Source organism: Gemmatimonas sp., assembly GCF_021298855.1.
GTDB lineage: Bacteria > Gemmatimonadota > Gemmatimonadetes > Gemmatimonadales > Gemmatimonadaceae > Gemmatimonas.
The window spans coordinates 60,296-82,413 of sequence record NZ_JAJTHI010000008.1 but is presented as its reverse complement, the minus strand read 5'-3'; the positions used below and the strand labels follow the sequence as shown (position 1 = coordinate 82,413).

Annotated in this window: 16 protein-coding genes and 1 tRNA gene; 7 read left to right on the top strand and 10 right to left on the bottom strand. The window is 68.1% G+C overall.

Going from position 1 to position 22,118, the window contains the following annotated elements; all coding sequences use genetic code 11:
* The coding region (locus LW840_RS03780) for a hypothetical protein (RefSeq protein WP_291276433.1) at window positions 1-212 on the top strand (212 nt) is incomplete at its 5' end.
* Between the two features lie 496 nt (window positions 213-708).
* Here LW840_RS03780 and LW840_RS03775 read toward each other — a convergent pair.
* From LW840_RS03775 to uvrA, 3 genes are all read right to left on the bottom strand, one after another.
* Window positions 709-1,419 carry a DUF3800 domain-containing protein gene (locus tag LW840_RS03775; protein WP_343213829.1) on the bottom strand — a complete coding sequence of 237 codons (711 nt, stop codon included), beginning with the start codon at window positions 1,417-1,419 and terminating at the stop codon, window positions 709-711.
* 203 nt (window positions 1,420-1,622) lie between these two features.
* Window positions 1,623-1,695, bottom strand: a tRNA-Asn gene (locus LW840_RS03770).
* Window positions 1,696-1,773: 78 nt separating this feature from the next.
* Window positions 1,774-4,611: an excinuclease ABC subunit UvrA gene (gene uvrA, locus LW840_RS03765; protein ID WP_291267402.1), complete on the bottom strand. Its 2,838-nt coding sequence runs from the start codon at window positions 4,609-4,611 to the stop codon at window positions 1,774-1,776.
* 72 nt (window positions 4,612-4,683) lie between these two features.
* On the opposite strand from uvrA, the gene LW840_RS03760 reads away from it, so the two are divergent.
* The 4 genes from LW840_RS03760 (at window position 4,684) to LW840_RS03745 (ending at window position 8,443) form a co-directional block, all read left to right on the top strand.
* Window positions 4,684-6,603 carry an ABC transporter ATP-binding protein gene (locus LW840_RS03760; protein WP_291267403.1) on the top strand — a complete coding sequence of 640 codons (1,920 nt, stop codon included), beginning with the start codon at window positions 4,684-4,686 and terminating at the stop codon, window positions 6,601-6,603.
* A gap of 82 nt (window positions 6,604-6,685) precedes the next feature.
* Entirely contained in the window at window positions 6,686-7,462 is a 777-nt protein-coding gene (locus tag LW840_RS03755) for a Stp1/IreP family PP2C-type Ser/Thr phosphatase (RefSeq protein ID WP_291261862.1), read from the top strand.
* A complete protein-coding gene (locus tag LW840_RS03750) occupies window positions 7,455-7,661 on the top strand; it encodes a hypothetical protein (RefSeq protein ID WP_291261863.1) in 207 nt (68 codons plus the stop codon). Before LW840_RS03755 ends, LW840_RS03750 begins: the two co-directional genes overlap by 8 nt.
* A complete protein-coding gene (locus LW840_RS03745) occupies window positions 7,658-8,443 on the top strand; it encodes a thioredoxin family protein (RefSeq protein WP_291273046.1) in 786 nt (261 codons plus the stop codon). Before LW840_RS03750 ends, LW840_RS03745 begins: the two co-directional genes overlap by 4 nt.
* Before the next feature lie 37 nt (window positions 8,444-8,480).
* On the opposite strand, the gene LW840_RS03740 is transcribed toward LW840_RS03745, so the two are convergent.
* The gene (locus LW840_RS03740; RefSeq protein WP_291276431.1) at window positions 8,481-9,761 is read right to left on the bottom strand and encodes an HD domain-containing protein; all 1,281 of its coding nucleotides are present in this window, start codon (window positions 9,759-9,761) and stop codon (window positions 8,481-8,483) included.
* Window positions 9,762-9,945: 184 nt separating this feature from the next.
* On the opposite strand from LW840_RS03740, the gene LW840_RS03735 reads away from it, so the two are divergent.
* A complete protein-coding gene (locus LW840_RS03735; RefSeq protein ID WP_291267406.1) occupies window positions 9,946-13,719 on the top strand; it encodes a TonB-dependent receptor in 3,774 nt (1,257 codons plus the stop codon).
* A gap of 41 nt (window positions 13,720-13,760) precedes the next feature.
* Window positions 13,761-15,374, top strand: coding sequence for a hypothetical protein (locus tag LW840_RS03730; protein WP_291267407.1), 1,614 nt, complete (start codon window positions 13,761-13,763; stop codon window positions 15,372-15,374).
* Between the two features lie 95 nt (window positions 15,375-15,469).
* Here LW840_RS03730 and pckA read toward each other — a convergent pair whose 3' ends face one another.
* From pckA to LW840_RS03700, 6 genes are all read right to left on the bottom strand, one after another.
* Entirely contained in the window at window positions 15,470-17,089 is a 1,620-nt protein-coding gene (pckA, locus tag LW840_RS03725) for a phosphoenolpyruvate carboxykinase (ATP) (protein ID WP_291269021.1), read from the bottom strand.
* Window positions 17,090-17,328: 239 nt separating this feature from the next.
* On the bottom strand, window positions 17,329-18,324 hold the full coding sequence (locus LW840_RS03720; protein ID WP_291276430.1) for a deoxyribonuclease IV: 996 nt from the start codon (window positions 18,322-18,324) through the stop codon (window positions 17,329-17,331).
* A gap of 31 nt (window positions 18,325-18,355) precedes the next feature.
* Window positions 18,356-19,591, bottom strand: a complete 1,236-nt coding sequence (locus tag LW840_RS03715) for a peptidoglycan DD-metalloendopeptidase family protein (protein WP_291276429.1) — start codon at window positions 19,589-19,591, stop codon at window positions 18,356-18,358.
* Window positions 19,579-20,436, bottom strand: coding sequence for a permease-like cell division protein FtsX (locus tag LW840_RS03710; RefSeq protein ID WP_291267411.1), 858 nt, complete (start codon window positions 20,434-20,436; stop codon window positions 19,579-19,581). Before LW840_RS03710 ends, LW840_RS03715 begins: the two co-directional genes overlap by 13 nt.
* A 7-nt stretch (window positions 20,437-20,443) precedes the next feature.
* Window positions 20,444-21,148 carry a cell division ATP-binding protein FtsE gene (gene ftsE, locus LW840_RS03705; protein WP_343213655.1) on the bottom strand — a complete coding sequence of 235 codons (705 nt, stop codon included), beginning with the start codon at window positions 21,146-21,148 and terminating at the stop codon, window positions 20,444-20,446.
* Between the two features lie 12 nt (window positions 21,149-21,160).
* Entirely contained in the window at window positions 21,161-22,117 is a 957-nt protein-coding gene (locus LW840_RS03700; protein ID WP_291276428.1) for a PLP-dependent transferase, read from the bottom strand.
* Window position 22,118 lies beyond the last annotated feature (1 nt).

The following is a 22,118-nucleotide window of genomic DNA, read 5'->3' as shown; positions in this document are numbered from 1 at the left end:
GCGTGATGGCGCAAGTGTGGATCTTCGCCGGCGTCACTGACCTCGCGGCCCAGGAGCCGGACCAGCTGGAGAGATCATTTCGCAAGACCGGCGGACTCGATATTGACCGGCCGCGGTACTTCCGGTGCGTGGTACCGAACGGGGTGAATGAGCTGAGTCATGGCGTCGATCTGCCCGATCTGCCCACGGTGCCGACATCGATATTGCCCTAGGCCATATCTCTGCCGGTCGTCGACGCGCCTCACATTCGCCCGTCCAATCACGGAGCCGGTCCACCTCACCAGGAGACATTGTGTTCACCTTCAAGAATGCTCGGTATCGCTACGCCCCGTCCGCCGAGCTGCATAGAGAGCTCGGCGGCATTCAGCCGATCGGCCTGCGCTCAGTCGAAGTGAGTTGCGAGTGTGGGAAAATGTGGACGGCCCGGCCTGGAGACGGACGCACCTCCGAAGAGCTGGGGGGCGCGCGCATTACCTGTCCGGGTTGCAGAAGGGAAGGCGTCCTATCTGACGCCTCTTCGAGCTGAGGGCGCGCTCCGGTCACCTCTCTGGAACAATTCCAGGAGGCAAACTGTCAGAGACTTGCGACAGTATCGTCCCAGCTCCAGTATTCGCGTCGTTGAGCCGGCGCACCTGCCATGCCGAACCTCTCCCCCATGGGGAGAACCTCCCGGAATCCGTTCCGAGGATAGGCCGCGGGTGCCCCGGCTCAACGCGTTTTGGGCGTGTACTTCCAGATGTTCGCCTTGGCCGAGTTCATTGCGGTGTCTCGAGCAAGGTCCTTCCAGCGGAGTTTGTCGGCGATGTACCGCTCGAGGCCGGGCTTGGCTCCGCACGTAGAACGACGACCATTCCACGCCCACCCGATTGCACCGAGAAGCACGTCTGCGAGCTGTAGGAGATCCTCCCTTTTCGAGCACTCTCCTCGGCAGGTAAGCACGTCCCAGTACGACCCCTTGTTGTAGCCCGTGTTGTTCAGGCGCTCTTGTAGCTGCCCCTCGGGATCCTTCAAGCGCGGACTGCTGCGCTGGTCGAGACGAATGTGATACGTGCAGTTGGCCAGCAAACGATGCGAGAGGAGCGTCCAGTACGCCTTGTAGAAGCCGAGGTCTCTCTCGTGCTTGTCTCCATTCCTCGATCGATCATCTTCCGAGTGCACCACGATGCACTTGAAGGACAGGTGCTTCGCTGCTGGTCCGCTGAAGAAGAGATCCATGAGATCCAAGTAGACTCGCCATGGCTCACGTCCATCTACTTTGCCCCAGCGCAGTTCACCGGCTTTGGGGTGCCGCGCGCGCAGTTCGGTGAATGCTTGGCGCACCTCACGGAGTCCCTCGGATCGAACCCAGATCCCTCCTTGGATTCGGTACGTGTGAGGAGAGAGGTGAGACTCGTCGCAGAAGACGTGGAAGGTCGTCACGCTGGCCTGCAGTGAAGGCTTTCGGTCGACATCATGAACCGAAGGTCATCAGTCCCCATATCAGAAAGCAAACGATTCCGACTGGTCAATCGGTCGCCCATGCCTGGCATTGTGTGCTAAGTGTAGATCCGGTGTAGATCCAAACGAAAAACGGCCAGCCTTCAAAGGGCTGGCCGTTCTCGTAAGTCGTTGATTTTCAACAGCTCCCGGGGAGGGACTCGAACCCCCGACAGGGTGATTAACAGTCACCTGCTCTACCACCTGAGCTACCCGGGAATACCGCCCCGACAGCCACCTGCGTTGCCGGAGCCTCATATAATCAACGACCTGCCGGGCAGAGTCAAGCGGCGGCGGCTACCGGGGGAGCACGGTCTGCAGCCACCGCCCCGTGTGGGACGACTCGACGGCCGCGATGGCTTCGGGGCGTCCCATGGCCACCACGTGGCCGCCGCCATCCCCACCGTCGGGGCCCATGTCGATGATCCAGTCGGCCAGCTTGATCACGTCGAGATTGTGCTCGATGAGCAGGAGCGTGTGGCCCTGGTCGAGCAGCCGCTCGAACACCTGCGCCAGCTTCCGGATATCCTCCAGGTGCAACCCGGTGGTCGGCTCGTCGAGCACGTAGAGCTTGCGGGCCGAGCCTTTCGCGGTGAGCGCCAGTTCGCGCGCGATCTTGAGGCGTTGGGCCTCGCCGCCGGACAGGGTGGTGGCCGGCTGTCCGAGCCGCAGATAGCCCAGCCCGACTTGCTGCACGTGCCACAGCGCCTGCGCCAGCTTGTCCTCGCGCGGAAAGAACCGGATCGCTTCGTCGACGGTGAGCTCGAGCACGTCGGCAATGTTGCGCCCGCGCAGCCGGACCTCCAGGACCTCGGGCTTGAACCGCTTGCCCCCGCACGCATCGCACGGCACGAACACGTCGGCCATGAACACCATCTCCACCTCGATGGCGCCGGCCCCTTCGCAATGCTCGCAGCGGCCACCGGCCACGTTGAACGAAAAGTGGCCCGCGCCGTATCCGCGGGTGCGCGCCAGCGGGATCGCGCTGAACAGCCGCCGGATCTCGTCGTACGCCTTCACGTACGTGACCGGATTGGAGCGGGGCGACTTGCCAATGGGGCTCTGATCCACCAGCACCACATCGTCGAGGTGCTCGTCGCCCGAGAGGGAGACGAAGTCGCCGACGGTCTCGCCGAGATGCTCCTTTGCGGAGTGCTCCCCATGCAGCCGCGATTCGATGGCGTGAAAGAGCACGTCGTGCACGAGTGTGCTCTTCCCCGACCCCGACACGCCGGTCACCACGGTCATGGCGCCCAGCGGAATGCGTACGTCCACGCCCTGCACATTGTGCGCGCGCGCCCCGCGCAGCTCGAGCCAGCGCGGGCCAAGCGTGCGTCGCACCGCGGGGACGTCAATGCGTCGCGCGCCCGTGAGGTACTGCCCGGTGAGCGGGCTGCTGGCGACGTCGGCCATGGGGCCGGCAAACACCACCTGGCCGCCCTGCTCACCGGCCGCGGGCCCCATTTCCACCATGAAATCGGCAATGCGCATGGCTTCGAGGTCATGCTCCACCATGACCACGGTATTGCCGAGGTCGCGCAGACGGAGGAGCAGCGAGAGCAGCCGGTCGAGATCGCGCGGGTGCAGCCCGATACTGGGCTCGTCGAGCACGTAGGTGGCGTCGACCAGGGCGGCGCCCAACGCGTTTGAGAGGGTAATGCGCTGGGCCTCGCCACCGCTGAGGGTACGCGTCGCGCGATCGAGCGTGAGGTAGGTGAGTCCCACGTCGGCCAGAAAGCGCACCCGGGCGCGTGCTTCGCGCAGCACCGTCTCGGCGATGTGCGCGTCACTGCCCGTGAGCGTGAGCTCGTCCAGCCAGTGCCGGAGATCGCGCACCGGCAGGCGCGTCACGTCGGCAATGGTGCGCCCCCCGATGCGCACCTGCAGGGCGTCGGGCTGCAGCTTGGTGCCGCCGCAGGTGGCGCAGTCCTGTGCGCTCTGGTATTTGCGCAGGAAGATGCGGATGTACTGCTTGTAGCGCTTGTCCTCGAGCGCCTTGAGGAACGGATAAATGCCCGTGTACTGCCGTGTGGAGCCATGGAGCAGACCGCGGCGCACCGCGGCCGGGAGGGATTTCCACGGGGCATCGGGAGACGCGCCAAGCGCGCGGGCCTGATCAACGACCAGCCGGCGCTGCTTCTCGTAGCGCGGCGCCGTCCAGGGATCGATCGCCCCGTCGCGCACGGAACGATCCGCATTGGGAACGATGAGCGCTTCGTCGTAATCGAGCGTGGCGCCGAAGCCGTTGCACGTGGCGCAGGCCCCGCGCGGGTTGTTGAAGGAGAAGAGCTGCGGCGTGGGGGCCGGGGCGCGGGTCCCGTCGTTCGCGCACTCGAAGCGTTCGGTGAAGGCCATCCGGGTGACCGGATGCCCGGCGGGGGCCGCGTGCAGCGCCGGTGGGGGCAGCACCGGTTCCGGAAACAGCAGGACCGCGTCGCCGTCACCCTCGAGAAAGGCCGTCTGCACGGCTTCGGCAATGCGGCCGGCCGAAGCCGCCTCGACACGCAGCCGGTCGATCACGACATGGACGTCGGGGGTGGCGGACAGGTCGAGCGTGTCCGCCGTCACGTCATCGAGATGGTGCACCACGTCGCCCACGGCCACCCGCACGAACCCGCGGGCCCGCAGGTTGTCGGCGATGACAGCGTGCGTGACCAGTGGCGAGCGAACGAGCGGGCAGGCGACCATGAAGCGCGTGCCGGCGGGCAGGGCGAGCACCAGATCCGTGACCGATTGCACGGTGTCTGGGCGCAGCTCGCGGTCGCAGAGGCGGCAATACGTGCGCCCGACGCGCGCCCAGAGCAGGCGCAGATAATCGTAGATCTCCGTGGCGGTGCCCACCGTCGAACGGGACGTGCGGGTGGGGTTCTTCTGCTCGATCGCCACCGCCGGCGACATGCCGTCCACCCCGTCCACCGCCGGTTTCTCCATGCGCTCGAGGAACTGGCGCGCGTAGGCGGAGAGGGACTCCACGTACCGGCGCTGTCCTTCGGCATACAGTGTGTCGAAGGCCAGCGACGACTTCCCGGACCCGGAGACCCCGGTGATGACGGTGATGGCGCGTCGGGGCAATTCGAGGTCGAACCCCTTGAGGTTGTGCTGCCGCGCGCCACGGATGCGGATCTTGTCCTTCATCCGTGAAAGCTATCGGTAGGCGCAAAGGGGGCCGGCGGGGCAGGGCGGGGGGCCTGCTAGATTGCGCGGGTCATGGCTGCCGCCCCCGCTTCCGCCCACCCCGACGACGACGCCCTGGGCGCGGCCTACGACGCGCGGCTGGTGCGGCGCCTCCTGCGCTACGTGCGCCCCTCTCGCGCCCTCGCCGCCGCCGCCCTCGGGTGCCTCGGGGTGGCGGCGGCGCTGCAGCTGGCGGCGCCCCTCCTGACGCGCTGGGTCATCGATGTGGCGTGGCCCGCGCGCGACCGCGTGCTGGTGATGCAGGTGGCCGGCGGCTTTGCCGCCCTGCTCGTGCTGCAGTTCGCCGCCTCGTACGGCGAAACGCTGTTCACCGCGCTGCTCGGGCAGCGCGTGATGCGCGACCTGCGGGCGGAGCTCTTTGCGCACGTGCAGCGGCTGCCCATTGCCTACTTCGACCGCACGCCCGTGGGGCGGCTCGTCACGCGTGTCACCAGCGACGTGGAGGCGCTGAACGAGCTGTTCACCTCCGGCGTGGTATCGGGCGTCGGGGATCTGTTCACCCTGGTGGCCATCAGCGTGGTCATGCTGGTCGTGGACTGGCGCCTGGCCGTTGCCGCCTTCGTGGTGATTCCCCTGGTGCTGCTCACCTCCCGCGTCTTCCAGCGACACGTGCGGGAGACCTACCGCGAGATCCGCGCCCGGGTGGCCCAGGTGAACGCCTATCTCGGCGAGCGACTGTCCGGCATGCGGCTCATTCAGCTGTTCGGCCGCGAGCACAGCGAGGCGCAGCGATTCGCCCGGCTCAACGAGGGGCACCTCGAGGCGCAGCTGCGCTCGATCACCGTGTATGCCCTGTACTTCCCGGTCATCGAATTCCTCACCACGCTGGCGCTGGCCAGTCTCCTCGTGACGGCCGCCGGCGAGGTGGCGGGGCATCGGGTGACCGTCGGCACCGTCGCGGCCTTTCTCCAGCTCGTGCGGCGGTTCTTCCAGCCCCTGCAGGATCTGTCGGAGAAGTACAACATCCTGCAGGCGGCCATGGCGGCGTCGGAGCGACTCTTCGGGCTGCTCGATACCCCGGGCACGGCTGGCCACGCCCCCTCGACCGACCGGGAGGCCCGGGTGCGCGCCATGGCCAGCCGGGGGGTGACCGTGCAGTTCGAGCACGTCTGGTTTGCCTACGGCCCCGCCACGCCCGCTGTTGATCCGGCTGCGGAGCTGGCGGGGGGACCGGAAACAGGGGGGAGCGTGCCCTGGGTCCTGCGTGATGTCTCGTTCACGGTGGGGCCCGGGCAGTCGCTGGCGCTCGTGGGACACACGGGGGCGGGCAAGAGCACCATCGTGAACCTGCTGCTGCGCTACTACGAGCCCCAGCGCGGGCGCATTCTGGTGAATGGGGAGGACGTCCGGCAGCTGCCGCTGGACGTGCTCCGTGCCCTCATGGCCTACGTCCAGCAGGACATCTTCCTCTTCGCCGGCGACGTGCTGACCAATGTGCGGCTGTCGGCGCCGATCGGCGATGAGGAGGTCCATCGGGCGGCGGCTCGGGTGGGGGCCGACCGTGTGATCGACCGGCTGCCGGGGGGGTGGAGGCACGTGCTGGGGGAACGTGGGGCCGGTGTGAGCGTGGGGGAGCGGCAACTGCTCGCCTTCGCCCGCGCTATTGCGGCTGATCCCTCGGTCCTGCTGCTGGACGAAGCCACCAGTGCCGTCGATTCGCGCGTGGAGGCGGACATCCAGGAGGCGGTGCGCGCGCTCATGCGGGGGCGCACGACCATTGCCATTGCACACCGACTCAGCACCATCACCGACGCCGATGAGATCCTCGTGCTGCACCACGGTGCCGTGATCGAACGTGGCACGCACCGCTCGCTGCTCGAGGCGGGCGGCACGTACGAGCGACTGTTCCGGCTGCAGGCCGGCGACGAGGCACTCGCAAACCGGCCCGCCGCCCAAGGGACACGCTTGCCAACCGACGCGGCTGTCGGGTAGCTTCGCCTGTGGCCCACCCGCTACTCCGGCGTTGGCTTCTGAGTTCCCCCGTACTTCCCCTCCGGACGAACACCCCACCCACGTGCAGCTATCTGTCGCCGCCGGTACCGATGTCGGACGCATTCGGGCAGGCAATGAAGACAGTCTCTATGCGGACGCCGATCAGGAGCGCGGGCTCTTCATCGTGGCCGATGGCATGGGGGGACACGCCGCTGGTGAAGTGGCCAGCGAGATGGCGGTCCAGATTGTCGCCCGGGATCTTTCCGACGTTCGTGACCTGACGGCCGGCGCCGCCGGATCGCGCATGGCCGAGGCGCTCAAGGCCGCCAATCGGGCCATCTACGAGCGCACCATCCAGGAAGCCGACAAGCAGGGTATGGGCACCACGGCGTCCTGTCTGCTCATGGGGCAGGGCCGGTACATCATCGGCCATATCGGCGATTCGCGCGTGTATCTGCTGCGCGATGGCCAGTTCCGGCAGATCACGAAGGACCATTCATACGTGCAGGAGCAGGTCGACGCCGGCTTCCTGTCTCCCGAGCAGGCGCGCTACCACCCCTACAGCAACGTCATTACGCGTTGCGTTGGCGCCAATGCCGTGGTCGAGGCCGACGTCCTCACGGGCGAACTCCAGATTGGCGACCTCTATCTGGTCGCCTCCGACGGCCTCACGGGCATGGTCGAGGACCCGCAACTCCGGAAGATCCTCGAATCCAAGCAGACGCCGGGGCGCATGGTGGACGCCATGATCACCGAAGCCAATCGGCGCGGCGGCCTGGACAACATCACGGCCATCGTGGTGCAGGTGGTGAAGGTCACCGGCACGGCGACGGGCGAAATGGCCGCGGTCCTTGGCTGACGAGACGGTTGGCGGGTTGGCCGAACTGTATCTCGGCAACCTGCTGTATGCGCTCGAGCGGTGCGCGCTGTCGCTCGAGTCTGATGGAAAGCCGCTCGACGCCGCGTTCTATCGCGGCATCGGGCGCAAGCTGGCCGACGCTCACCGACAGGCACGTCCCGGTGACGCGGCCTCCCCCTCTTCCGGGTCGCTGCCATGAGCTCACTCCGCCGCTGTGCGCTCGCCCTGCTGGGCGGCGCGGTCCTGACGCCGACTGCCCCGCTGCGGGCGTTTCCGGCCCCCCTGGTGGAGATGAACGTCGGCGGGGAGACCGGTCGTGTCCTGCCGTGCGGTGCGCCGGCACAGCCCATTCGCTCGGCAGCGGCGGGCGGGCCGGTGTTCTCGCCTGCTGACAGCACGCTGGCTGCCCTGCATGCCAGCGGGCAGTCGTTCTCCGATTTCGTTGCGGCAGCAAAGGCGCGCCGGGAAGGGTGGCTGCGCCTGGCCGACAGTGCGCAGGTGGATGGCGCCCTCGTGCAACGCGCCCGGGCCGTGGGGGGAAGCTGGAAGCTGCTGGTGGTGGCGGTCGATGCCTGCGGGGATTCCATGAATACCGTCCCGTACGTTGCGCGTCTCGCCTCCCAGGCCGGCGTGGACCTGCGCATCGTGCTGCCGGCGGCCGGTCGGCCGGTGCAGGAGCAGCACCGGTCGCTCGACGGCCGCGTGGCCACGCCCACGTTCGTATTGCTCGACGCCGAGGGGCGCGAGCGCGGCTGCATTGTCGAGCAGCCCCGTGCGCTGCGGGAGTGGTCGTCGCAGGAGCGGAAGCGTGCGTCGCTGGACTCGGTGCACGCCGGAATCCGCGCCTTTTACGCCAAGGATCAGGGTGCGGCCATCGCGCGCGAGGCTGTGGAGATGCTCGAGGCGGCGGCCGCCGGTCGCGTCCACTGCGACCGCGGCAGCGCCGGCAGCGCCGGCAGCGCCGGCAGCGCCAGCCGCTGACCTGGTCAGGGGAAGACCGGCGCTGACCGCCGGCGGGTCAGCCCAGTAGCGGCTGTCCCATATCGAGCCGCCGGGCCACGTCGCCGGCCTCCATGCGAAGGACCGCCAACACGCCACGTTCCGGTACCGGCGCGCGCTTGGCCGTGAAGACCCGCAGGCGCCGGGCGCTCCGGTAGAGCTCGTCACTCAGGCGCGGCAGATTGAGCGCGCCCTCCCAGCCTTCGGCGGTCAGCTGCACCACGCGTCCGTCGCGCCGCTGCATGGGAATGTCCACCCCCAGCATCTGGGTCTTCGCGGGGTAGTCGAGCAGCACCGCGCCCGACGGGAGTCCCAGTTCAGCGGCGAAGGCATCCTCCACTCGACGGGTCAGGCGATAGTCGGAGGCAATCCACTCCCCGACCTCCTCGCCGAGCGTGGCGGCGGGGCACTCGTAGGCGCGCTTGTGCAGGCGTCGGATGCGGATGGCGTCGAGCAACTCCCGCGCCTCCGGTACCAGCGTGGGCGTATCGAGATGCACCAGCAGCCCTTCATCGGTGAAGCGCGCCACGGTGTCGGCCGCCACGGCGCCGGTGTCGATGGCCACGGCCACCAGCCGCTTGTACATCGCCGTGGCACTGCGCACCGCGTGGTGCCAGTACACGTTGCGATACATCTGGTACTTGGCAAACAGGAGTGACTCGAGGGCGGAGAGGCCCTTCTCGTGCACCCCGATGGCCGGACCATCCCCCGGCCGCGACACCAGGACCAGCGAGTTGAGCAGCCGGTCCACGTCGATCTCACCGTACGGGACGCCACACATGGTCGCGTCACGCTTGAGGTACTCGATCTTGTCGAGGTCGATGGACCCGGAGATGAGTCCCTGCAGCGGGTGCCTGCTGCGTCCGGTAATGAGGTCGAACACCTCGTGCGGAGCATGCCCCCCGAGGTGCGCGCGCAGGCACTCGCCGATCACGCCGTCGGTGATGAGCGGGCGGGCGACCTCTTCGTGATCGGTGACGCCGATCTCCTCGAGCGCATGGGAGAACGGGTAATGCCCCACGTCGTGCAGCAGGGCGGCGGCGCGCACCACCTGCTGTTCCCGCGCCGCGATGCCGTGCAGCGCGCCCCGTTCGTCGAGGAGGCGCAGCGCCATGCCCGCCAGGTGCCACGCGCCCAGCGCGTGCTCGAATCTCGAATGAGTTGCTCCCGGATAGACCAGGAAGGCCAGTCCCAGCTGCCGCACATAGCGCAGCCGCTGCATGACCGGGGTTTCGAGCAGCGCCAACGCCAACGGGTCGAGGCGGATGTTGTTCCAGAGCGGATCGCGCAGGATTTCCATGGTGCTAAAGATATGTCGGGCCGCCGTCACGTACCTGTCATCAATCGACACAGCCGGCGCCATGCACGCGGGACACAACGAAACGAGCGACCGGCGCATTTACCTGAGAGGCGGGCCGTCGGCCCGTGCAGCTGCGGCAAAGATCCGGCATTAACGAACGCCGGGATCCTCTCGTCCAATCGTCGTGACCATTTCCTCGCCTGTTCTCCGGCACGTCCTGTGGGCATTCACGGTGTGCCTTGCCCTCGCGGGCAGTGCCGCGTCCGCTGTGGCGCAGCAAGTCGACATCATTCGCGGACGCGTGATGGGGACTGACACGCTCCCCATTCCCAACGTGCTCGTCACGGCCACGACGCTGTCGGGCAACGTCAGTCGCACGGCGCGCACCAATGCGCAGGGCCGCTACACCATTTCGTTCCCGGGGGGCGAAGGCGACTATTGGGTCACCTTCTCGGGCATCGGCCTGGCGCCACGGCGCTATCAGGTCAAGCGCACGGCCGACCAGGAAATCCTCATTGCCGATGCGCGGATGGCGCCCGCGGCCATCACGCTCGACGCCGTTCAGGTCACGGAGCGGGTTGCCGCCTCGCGCAGCGATACCGTGTCCGATGTGGGCGGGACGGAACGCAGCGTGAGCGACGAAACAGCCGGCTTTCTCAACGCCGAACAGCTGGGAGACCTCGCGGCCATGGCCTCGGCGATCCCGGGGGTGCAGCTGCTCATGGGGGCCGACGGCGCGGCCGATGCCTTCTCCGTCTTCGGACTCGGTGGCGACCAGAACAATACGCAGCTCAACGGGCTCAACTTCGGCGACGCGCAACTGCCCCGCGACGCGAATGTCATGTCGTCGCTCAATACGTCGCCCTACGACGTGTCGCGCGGCGGCTTCTCCGGCGGGCAGCTGCAGGTGCGCACGCGCGCGGGCTCCAACTTCGTGACCCGTCGCCTGAGTGGCAACTTCATCTCGCCGCAGCTGCAATGGACCGATCGCATCGGGGTGGCCACCGGTCAGCAGTACACGAACATGTCGCTGGGCGGCTCGGCGTCGGGGCCGATCAAGCCCGATCAGATGTTCTACAACACCTCGTTCCAGTTCGATCGACGCCTGCAGGACCTGCAGACGCTCATCAACAGCAACGACGCCGGGTTCGCCGCGGCGGGTGTGTCGGCCGACTCGGTCGCGCGACTCATCGACATCCTCGGCACCGAGCAGGTGCCGGTGACGGTGCCCGGCTACGATCCGCAGCGCATCAACACGCGCATCAACACGCTCAACAGCTTCGACTGGGTGCCGCAAAACTCCTCGCGCGGCAGCACCTACTCCTTCACGCTGTCGGCGAACTTCAACCGCACGTCACCCGTGGGTGGCGGCGGCGGCTTCGGCGGGTTCGGCGGGTTCGGTGGCGGCGGCACCAGCCTCATCACGCCGTCGCGCGACGGCACGCGCACCAACTGGGGCGGGTCGGCCCAGGCGCGCCACAGCGGCCTGCTGGGGTGGAAGGGGATCTTCTCGGAAACCACCATCGGCTACAGCGTGAGCCGCAGCGACGGCGACCCGTTCTTCTTCCTGCCTTCGGGCAATGTGCGCGTCAACTCGCAGTTCGCCGACGGCTCCGCCTCGGTGACCAACCTGCAGTTCGGCGGCAGCACGGCGCTCAACAACGCCAACGGCAACACCTCGCTGGCCGGCAACAATACGCTGTCGTGGTTCTCGAGCGACAATCGGCACCGGGTGAAGCTCACCACGGAGCTGCGGCGTGACGAGTTCTCGTCGCTGTTCAACTTCAACGAGTTCGGGTCGTTCGGCTACAACACGCTGGCCGACCTGCAGGCGAACCGACCCGCGTCGTTCACGCGGCTGCTCTCGCCGCGCACCCGCACGGGCAGCCAGTACGTGGGCGCCGTCTCGCTGGGTGATGCCTGGCGTCCCACCAACGACCTGCAGGTGCAGTACGGCGTGCGCGTGGACGGGAATCACTTCAACATGGGCCCGCAGAGCAACGCCGACGTGATCGACAAGTTCGGCTACGACAACGCCGCGGTGCCCAATCGCATTTACGTGAGCCCGCGCCTTGGCTTCTCGTGGACCGTGGGGCAGGCCGACCAGATGGCGCTGCTCCCCGGCATGATCCGCGCGCCGCGCGCCGTCATTCGCGGCGGGGTGGGGCTCTTCCAGAACACCCCCGGCACGCAGCTCATTTCCAATGCGATCGACAACACGGGGCTGCCGAGCGGGTTGCAGCAGCTCACCTGCGTGGGGGCCGCCACGCCGTTTCCCGATTGGACCAGGTACGCGGCCGATGTGAACAACATTCCGCGCACCTGCGCCGACGGGACCAACGGCACGGTGTTCTCCAACAGCGCGCCCAACGTCACGCTGTTCCTCCCCGATTTCTACGCCCAGCGCTCGCTGCGCGGAAACCTGGGGTGGCAGGGGCCCATTCTCCGCAACCGGTTCAACTTCTCGGTCGACGCGACCTTCTCGCGCAACCAGCGGCAGCAGGGGGGCATCGATATCAACTTCCCCAACCTACAGCGCTTCTCGCTGGCCGACGAAGCCAACCGCCCCGTCTACGTCACGCCCACCGCCATCGTGCCGGCCACCGGCCAGGTGGCCTGGCGTGAGGCGCGACTCTTTCCGCAGTACGGCCGGGTGACCGCGCAAACCTCCGACCTGGAATCGGAGAGCCGGCAGGTCACGGCGTCGCTGCGCCCGTTCGTGTTCAATACCCGCTGGAGCTGGAGTCTGTCGTACGTGTTGGCCGATGTCCGCGAGCAGTTCCTCGGCTTCAACAGCACGGTGAACACGCCGGTGGGCATCGAGTGGTCGCGCGGCGCGAACTTCTCGCGGCACCAGATCCAGTACTCGCTGAGCTACAACGCGTGGGATGCGGTGCGCATCTCGTGGTTCGGCAACTTCCGCTCGGGCATCTTCTATACGCCCACGGTCAATCAGGACGTGAACGGCGACAGCTACGGGAACGATCGCGCGTTCATCTTCGACCCGGCGGCGGTGGCCGATCCCCAGCTCAAGGCGGGGCTCGAGAACTTCCTTGCCACCGGCACCCGTGAGGCCACGGCGTGCCTGCGCAACCAGCTCGGCCGGTTTGCGGCGCGCAATTCGTGCGAAGGCCCCTGGTCCATGACGGGGAACCTGAACATCTCGTTCAACTCGCTCAAACTTGGCCTGCCGCAGCGGGCCAACCTCTCCTTCCAGGTCGCCAATCCGCTCAACGGCATCGATCGCCTCCTCAACGGCGAGGCGGGGCTCAAGGGGTGGGGCGCGTTCGTGAATCCGCAGAGCAACGGGGCGCTGCTGTTCGTGCGCGGCTTCGATCCGGTGGCGAACCGCTACAAGTACGAAGTGAACGAACGCTTCGGCTCCACGCGTCCCAGCCAGACCACGCAGCGGTCGGCACCCGTGACCTTCACCATGCAGATGGGGTGGGACCTCGGCCCCACCCGTGAGCAGCAGCAGCTGCTGCAGCAGCTCGATCGCGGCCGCTCGCGCCCCGGCAACAAGCCCAGCCTGCAGCAGCTGCGACAGACGGCGAGCGTGGGGCTCATCAACCCCATGCAGCAGATCCTCCAGCAGGCGGATACGCTCAAGCTCACGCGCAAGCAGGCCGACAGCCTGGCCACGCTCAACCGGCTGTACGTGCTCAAGAGCGACAGCATCTGGACCCCCGTGGCGCGCTTCCTCGCCGACCTGCCCGACAAGTACAACCACGACGATGCCTACGGACGCTACCGGCAGGCGCGCGAGGCGAGCGTGGACATCCTCATTCAGGTGGCCCCCGGTATCCGCAACCTGCTGACCCCGGAGCAGATCCGCATTCTCCCCGAATCGCTCATCCCGTTCATGGACAAGCGGAACCTGCAGGGCATTCGTTCGGGTACTGCCGGTGGCAACCGCTTCATGGGTGGTGGCATGGGCGGCGGCATGGGTCGGCGCTGAGCATGAACACTTCCGGTACGCATACCTCTGTGGGACATCCCATGCACTTCGTTCCCCGCACGACCGGGCCGCTGGCCCGTTGGAGCGCCGTGGGCGTGCTGCTCACCGCCAGCCCGGCGCTGGCGCAGACGGCCCCACCAACCAGCCCCACCACGGCGCAATTGCCGGTGCGCGAAGTCACTGCAGCCATTGCCCGCAGCGCACAGCCCATCCTGAGCGCCACCATGGTGCGGCCGCTCAGCGACGGGTCGGTGCTGGTGAACGACGTGCAGAAACGTCAGCTGCTGCGCTTCGACGCCTCGCTCAAGAACACCCTGGTGGTTGCCGACACGGCGCGCGGGGCGCTCATGCCCTATGGGCAGCGCCCCGTGGGGCTGCTGCCGTACGCCGGTGACTCCAGCATCGTGGTCGATGCCTCCACGCTGTCGCTGGTGGTTATCGACGGCATGGGGCGTACCGTGCGGGTGATGGCCTCTCCGCGCCCCAACGACATCAACCTGCTGACCAGCGCGAACCTCGGATCACACGCGTTCGATGCGAAAGGGCGGCTCTATTACCGCCAGGGCGGCACCGGGGGGCCCGGTGGTGGCGGCATGGCGGGCATGATGTTCGGCGGCGGGAACGACCGTGGCGGTGCGCGCGGACTCCAGGGCGGCGGACAGGGTGGCAACACCCGCACGCAGGCCGTACGTGGCGGCGGCGGTGACGCCGCTGCTCCGCCAGGTGGTGGGGGTGGTGGCGGCGGGGGGGGCGGCGCGCAGGCCTTTGGTGGTCCCGGGGGGCGCGGCTTCAACCCTGCCAACCAGCCGGACTCGGTACCCATCGTTCGGGTCGATTTCGACACCCGCAAGGCCGACACGGTCACCTTCGTGAAGGTGCCGAAGAACGAAACGCAGATGACGCGCGGCGAGGATGGCGCGACGCGGCTTACCATCAAGATCAACCCGCTGCCGCAGGCCGATGATTGGGCCTTGCTGGCCGACGGCACCGTGGCCGTGATGCGCGTGCTCGACTATCACGTCGACTACTATCGGCCCGACGGCACGCACGTCGCCTCCGACAAGCTGCCGTTCGACTGGAAGCGCATCTCCGACGAGGAGAAGACCAAGCTGGTGGATTCGCTGGCCACCATGGCCAAGGCGGCGTCCGAGCGCGCGGGGCAGGGCGGAGGCGGTGGGTTCCGCATGAGTTTCGAGCCGATCGGCGCCGACAAGCTGCCCGACTACTATCCGCCGGTGCGGCAGGGGTCGAGCATTGCCGATCGCAACGGCAACCTGTGGGTCGTGCCCACCACCTCCAACCTGTCCGCGCAGCTGGCGCAGACGTTCATGGGCGCGCGCGGGGCCGGTGGGCCTCCGCCGGGCATGATGGGGGGCGCAGCGCGGGCACCCGGCGCCGCGAGAGCGCCCGGTGCGCCGGGTGACTCCACGCGGCAGGCGCCTCCCGCGGCCCTGATGGCGATGATGGGCGCCATGGCCAATCAGCCGCCGCTGGTCTACGACGTGATCACCCCCGACGGCACGCTCATCGAGCGAGTCAAGCTGCCACCTGGTCGACAGGTGGTGGGCTTCGGCCCCAACGGATTGATCTATGTGACGGCGCGCGAAGGGCGCCAGCTGTTCCTCGAGACTGTCCGTCTGGCCAACCCCAAGTAGCACGCGCCCGTGCGGCCGCTACGACCCATACGGCAACGAGCCCGCTGAATCGACTGATTCAGCGGGCTCGCGTGTCACGCGCCGGGGCCGCGCGCTCAGCCCTGCGGGCCAGCGGCGAGAATGGCCGGCGAAACGGCGTCGCCGAACTTCCGGATGTTCTCGCGGAACATGCCGGCGAGCTTCTGCGCCTGGGCGTCGTACTCGGCACCGTTGGCCCACGTCCCGCGCGGCTCCAGCACTTCTCCCGGCACGTCCGGTACCCACGTGGGGATGTGCAGGCCGAAGACGGGATCGGCGACGAACTCGGTGCCATCGAGCGCACCGCCCAGCGCCGCCCGCACCATGGCGCGGGTGTAGCCGAGCTTCATGCGCCGCCCCACCCCATATGGTCCGCCGCTCCAGCCCGTGTTCACGAGCCACACCTGGGAGCCGTGTTCCTTGAGCAGTGCCCCCAACATCTCGGCGTACTTGGTGGGGTGCCACACGAGGAAGACGGCGCCGAAGCACGCCGAGAACGTCGCCTGCGGTTCCGTCACGCCGCGCTCGGTGCCGGCCACCTTGGCCGTGTACCCCGAGAGGAAATAGTACATCGCCTGCTCGGGGGTGAGCCGGGCAATGGGCGGCAACACGCCGAAGGCGTCGGCTGTGAGAAACACCACGTTCTTCGGGTGGCCGCCGCGGCCGCTCGGCACGTGATTGCCGATGTACGGCAGCGGATAGGACGCGCGCGTATTCTCGGTGATGCTCTGGTTGGCGAAGTCGACCGTGCGCGAGGGCTGGTTCAGCACGACATTCTCGAGGATCGTGCCGAACATCTGCGTGGTCTGATAAATGTCCGGCTCCCCCTCGGCCGAGAGATTGATGGCCTTGGCGTAGCAGCCCCCCTCGAAGTTGAAGGTGCCGTCGCTCGACCAGCCGTGTTCATCGTCGCCAATGAGGCCGCGCTCGGGGTCGGCGGAGAGCGTGGTCTTGCCGGTGCCGGAGAGGCCGAAGAAGAGCGCCGTATCGCCGTCCCGGCCGATGTTGGCGGAGCAGTGCATGGACAGGACCCCCTGCCTGGGGAGCAGGTAGTTCATGACCGTGAACATGGCCTTCTTGAGCTCACCCGCGTAGCGCGTGCCGCCAATGAGAATGGCGCGCTCGGCGAGATTGAGCACGATGAACGTGCCGGTGCGCGTCCCATGGCGAGCGGGATCCGCCTGCATTTCCGGCGCGTGATACACCGTGAAATTGGGCAGGAACCCCGCCAGTTCGGCGATGTCGGGGCGGATGAACATGTTGCGCACGAACGCGGCGTGCCATGCGTTGGGCAGCACGTATCGCACACTCAGGCGCGTGGCCGGATCGGCGCCGCAATACAGGTCCTGCACGAACAGCTCATCGAGGCCGTTGAGATACGCCTGCACGTCGGCCTTGAGCGTGGCCCAGTGCTCGGGGGAAATGGGCTGGTTGACCTTGCCCCAATCCACGTCGGCTTCGGTGGACGGTTCCTGCACCACGAACTTGTCGTTCGGCGAACGTCCGGTGTGCGGCGAGGTGATGGCCACGAACGGCCCCATGTGCGCCAGCGTTCCTTCTCCGCGGCGAATGGCCGACTCGATCAGCTCCGGGGCGACGTAGTTCCAGTGGACCGTACCACGCGGGGCGATGCCCTGCGGGGCGAGACCGTCGGCACTTTCGCGGACGGGAGCGGACGGGGAGACCTGTGTCGCCATGCGTGCGACCCTCATGGAAAGCGGAAAGCGGCACTGCACCAGCCAGAGCGGAGCAGGCCGCATGAAATTCGGTGGGGAATACTGCCGGAATCACCGGCTTCGGCGTCCCTTTGGGCGCCGTGCGGCCGGATCCCGCAAATCTGCTCCAGTGTGACCGTCCGCTCAAGCGTTTGGCAACATGAAACGGCGGCGCCGCCGCGAGCCTCCGTCGCGTGCGGCGTCGGGTTCCGCGTGCCAGGTCAGCGTGCGGCGTAGCTTCGCAGGGTGCGCAGCATGCGGCCATCTGTTTCGGCCGGCGTATCACCCTTGGGCGTTTCGATGATGCGTGGCACGTGGGCCAGTCGGTCGTCGGTCATGATGCGTCGGAACACGTCGCCACCGATCGTGCCCTCGCCGATCAGCTCGTGGCGGTCGAGGTGTGAGCCCAGCTTGGCCTTGGAGTCGTTGAGGTGCAGGCACCCCAGTTGCTGGAATCCCAGCACGTCACCGAAGCGCTGCCAGACGCCGTCGTAATCGCCGACCAGGTCGTAGCCTGCGGCCCATACGTGCGCGGTGTCGAGGCACACCCCCACGCGCGCGCGCAACGGCGCCGGAATGCGCCCGAGCAGGTCGGCCATTTCCTCGAAGGTGGAGCCAAGGACGGTGCCTTGACCCGCCGTCAGTTCCATCAGCAGCCGCGTGGGTCCCACCTCCGCCTCCAGTGCCTGCACGATGCCGTCGGCGTTGCGGGCGATGCCGCTGCCGCGGTCATCCATGTAGTTGCCGGGGTGCGACACGAGCGCATCGAGCCGCAGGGCGTGACAGCGACGCAGTTCGGCCCGGAAGCTCTCCACCGACCGTGCGCGCAGCGGCGCGTCCGGCGAGGCGAGGTTGATGAGGTATGAGTCGTGAGCGCAGATCCAGCGCACGTGCGTCTCGGCCATTGCCTCGCGGAATCGTGTGGCCTCGGCCTCGTCGATCTCGCGCTCCACCCAACGGTTGGCCTGTTTCGTGAACACCTGGGCGCCCGTGGCGCTGATCTCGCGCGCCCGGGACGCTGCCTCCCACGTGCCGCCGGCGATGGACACGTGCGCCCCCAGCGGCGCTCCGTCACCCGTCCAGTCACCGGCATCCACCGTGATGGGCGCGGTGAGGGGGGGCGCCTTCGGTGCGGCCAGCTTGCGCGCGCCGGGCTTCTTCGCGGCGGCGGCCGCCGCCGGCGTGGTGGGTGTGGTGGAGGATTGCTTGGCAGGCATGCCCCAACAGTAACAGCGGTCCGCGTCGGGGTCAGCGCCGCGCGCGCAGGTACTCGAGGGGATCGATGGCGCGCCCCTTGGGGCGGATCTCGAAGTGCAGGTGCGGCGGCAGCTCGGGATCGGTGTCCCCGACGGTGCCGATGACCTGCCCCTTGTTCACCTGCTGTCCGCGACGCACGCCGATGTTCTGCAGCGAGCCGTACACCGAGTAGTCACCGCCACCATGCTGCACGATCACCGTGGGGCCATAGGTTCCCACGTTGTCGGCCAGCACGACTTCGCCGGCGGAGATGGTTTTCACGGCCGTCCCCACGGCGGCGCCAATGCCGATGCCGTTCCAGCGGGTCGTCGTATTGTTGGGGTTCACCACGCGCCCGAAGCGGTACAGGATGGCGCCGTCCACCGGCCAGTCGAGCTTGCCCAGGTCACTGGTGCGTATCGTGGACGGCGCCGCCGGTCGCGCGTTGGGCGCCATTTCGGCACGCCGCCGCGCGGTTTCGAGCGTGCTGATCGCATTGGCAATACGCGACTCGTCACGCGTCAGCTGTTGCAGGCGCTCCCGCGTGCGCTGGGCCGTGAGCTGCACAGCCATGAGGTTGCGCTGGCGGCGCGATTCGAGGTCGGCAAGCCGGCTCGCCTCGCGGTCCTTTTCCTGACGGTTGCGGCGCAATTCGTCCTGCAGCCGCACCAGGAGCATGCGTTGCGTGATGATCTGATCGCGCAGCCCCTCCACCCGGCGCACGAGATTGCGATCGTTCAGCGCCAGCTCGTGCAGGTACTTGTAGCGCGCGACGAGGCCGGCGAAGGATTGGGCCGACAGCATGGCTTCCACGTCGTACAGGCTGCCGCGCTTGTAGATCTCCACCATGCGGCGCCGCAGGGCGCCCCGCTTGGTGTCGAGCTCCCGTTCGGCACCGCTCAGGCCGCTGCCCGCCTTCGCCACTTCCTTGTTGATCGTTTCCAGCTGCCGGTCGAGCGCGGCCGCGAGGCGGAGCGTGGTCTGGCGCTGCGCCTCGAGGTTGTTCACTTCCTCGGTCAGGGAGCGGGCGCTGCGCTGCAGTGCGGTCATGCGCGCCTCCAGATCGGCCCGCTCCTTGCGCAGCTTGTCCAGCTCGTCCTGCTGCTGACGCAACCGCTGTTCGGGGGGCGGCTGCTGCGCGCGCAGCGGCAACGGCACCACGCCGCCGGCGGACAGCAGCGCGACGCCCATGGTGGCCACGACGTGCCGGACCCCCCGCATGCGGGCCGGGGCGATCAGTCGCGCCACACCTGGCGCAGGTGGCGTCCCACCGACCCCCAACTGCCGATCAGGCCCAGCAGCCCACCCGCCAGAATGCCGAGGAGCAGTTGCCGGGCGTCGAAGAACTGTGTCTGCATGAGCGAGCGCCCCAGCACCACGGTGGTGCCGTACGACAGGATGGCGGCGAGGATGCCGCCCAGCAGCCCCTTGAGCGTCCCGTCGATGAGGTAGGGGAGGCGCACGAACATGTTCGTGGCACCCACGAGGCGCATGATCTCGATCTCGCGCGTGCGCGCCAGAATGGCCATGCGGATGGTGCTGCCGATGATGATCACGGCGACGAGCGCAAAGACGCTGCCCAGCACGGTCCCCACGAGCGCCGCGATGTTGCGGATGCGGTACAGCTTCTCCACCCACTCCCGCCCGTAGCGCACGTCCTCCACCACCGCATAGGTCTGCAGGCGTCGCGACAGCGCCGCCACCGTCTCCGGATCGCGACGCCCTTCGCGCAGGCGCAATTCCACCGACCCGGGCAGGAAGGCGCCGTCCAGGACATCGCGGAACTCCGCCAGCTCGGCCCGTGCGCGCGTGAGCGCCGAATCGGGCGACACGTAGCCCACGGTCGCCACAGCCGGATCGGCCTGCAGGCGCCGCATCAGTGCCTCGACCTGCGTGTCGCGCGCGCCCTCCACGAGGAACGCGCGGATCTCCACCCGGTCCTCGACCTCGCGCAGCGCCGTGCGGATGTTGAGCGCCACCAGTCCGAAGAGCCCGAAGGCGAACAGCGAGAAGCCGATGGTGACGACCCCGAGGATCGCCATGAGCGGCGCGCGGCGGAAGGCGAGGATGACCTCGCGCAGGGCAAGCTTCATGGCCGGCTCACCCGCGCCGTCCGCGCATGTTGGCCACCAGGGTCCCCACGTCGGTGCCGTCGAATACGAGCTGCCCGTGATCCAGCTCGAGGCAGCGCATGCCCGCGCGCTGAATCATGGCCACGTCGTGCGTGGCCATGAGCACCGAGGTGCCACGGGCGTTGATCTCCCGCAGCAGCAGGTAGATGGCGTGCGTGGCGCGGTCGTCGAGATTGCCCGTGGGCTCGTCGGCAAGCAGCAGGAACGGATCGTTGGCGAGGGCGCGCGCGATTGCCACGCGCTGCTGTTCGCCTCCGGACAACTCATGCGGGTACGCGGTGGCCCGGGCGGCGAGCCCCACCTGCGTCAGCAGTCGGGCCACCTTCGGCGCAATCTGCGCGCCGGGCGTCCCGGTGACCTCGAGCGCGAAGGCGATGTTCTGCTCGGCCGTGCGGTCGGGAAGCAGGCGGAAGTCCTGGAAGACCACGCCCAGCCGGCGGCGCAACTGCGGCACGTCACGTGGCTGGATGGAGAAACTGGAGAACCCCGAGACGCGCACCTCGCCGGCGGTGGGGCGCTCGGCCATCGTGAGCAGCTTGAGCAGCGTGCTCTTGCCGGCACCCGAGTGCCCCACGAGAAAAACGAACTCGCCCTTCTGCATCTCGAAGGACACATCACGCAGTGCCATCCCCGAACGCGGATACTCCTTCGACACGTTCGTGACGCGAAGAATCTCGGACATCGGCTACGCGGGCGACGAGGCCGCGACGGCCAGCGCGGCGGCGAGGGCATCCGCGAGGTGCTCGGCGGGCTCCAACCCCACCTCCACGCGCAACCAGCCGGTCTCGCCCTGCGCAAGGAACCGGGTGGACACCCGCGTGGGCTCGACGCCCTCCCGCAGGCGCGCGGTGGCGTGCGCGCTCACACGCGCCGGGTCGTGCCCGTCCTGCAGCTGCAGCAGGACCAGCGCACCGGCGCCCTTGAACCACTCCGCCAGCAACGGCTGGTCCGGGTGGTCGGGGAGGCCGGCGTATACCACGCCGGACACCTGTGGGTGCGTACCGGCCCACTGGGCGACCTGGAGGGCCACGCTGTTCTGATGGTGCACACGCACCTCGAGGGTGGCCAGGCCGCGCTCGAGCTGGGCGTAGGCCGCCGGGTGAGGGTCAGCGCCCCACGCCTTCATCTTGAGACGCACTTCCTCCACCAGCGCCTCGGTGCCGGCCACGATGCCCACCTCGCCCTTGCCATGCGGTTCGATGAACGCCGTGGCGTCGTGCAGCACGACATCGGCGCCATGCGCCAGCGGCGTGAAGTTGACCGGCGATGCCCCGGTGGCGTCCACGATGAGCGCGGTCCCGAGTTCATTGGCGAGCGTGCGGGGCGGGCGCAGGTCCACCAGCCGTCCGCTGTCGATCACCGGCGACTCCACGAACAGGGCCCGGGTGGTTCGCTGCAGACCGCGTCGCCAGCCGCGCGGTTCCCGCGGATCCACGTAGGTCACCTCCGTGCCCAGCGCAGGCAGTTCGCGGGTGAAGAACGCCCGTGTGGAGGCCTGCAGCGCCGATCCGGCAAGCAGGTGATCGCCCGGGCGGAGCAGGGCGAGCGCCGTGCAGGCAACCGCCGCGCGACCGCTGGCCAGCACGAGGGCCGCTTCAGCGCCCTCCAACTCGGCCAGCCGACGGGTCAGCGAGTGAGACACA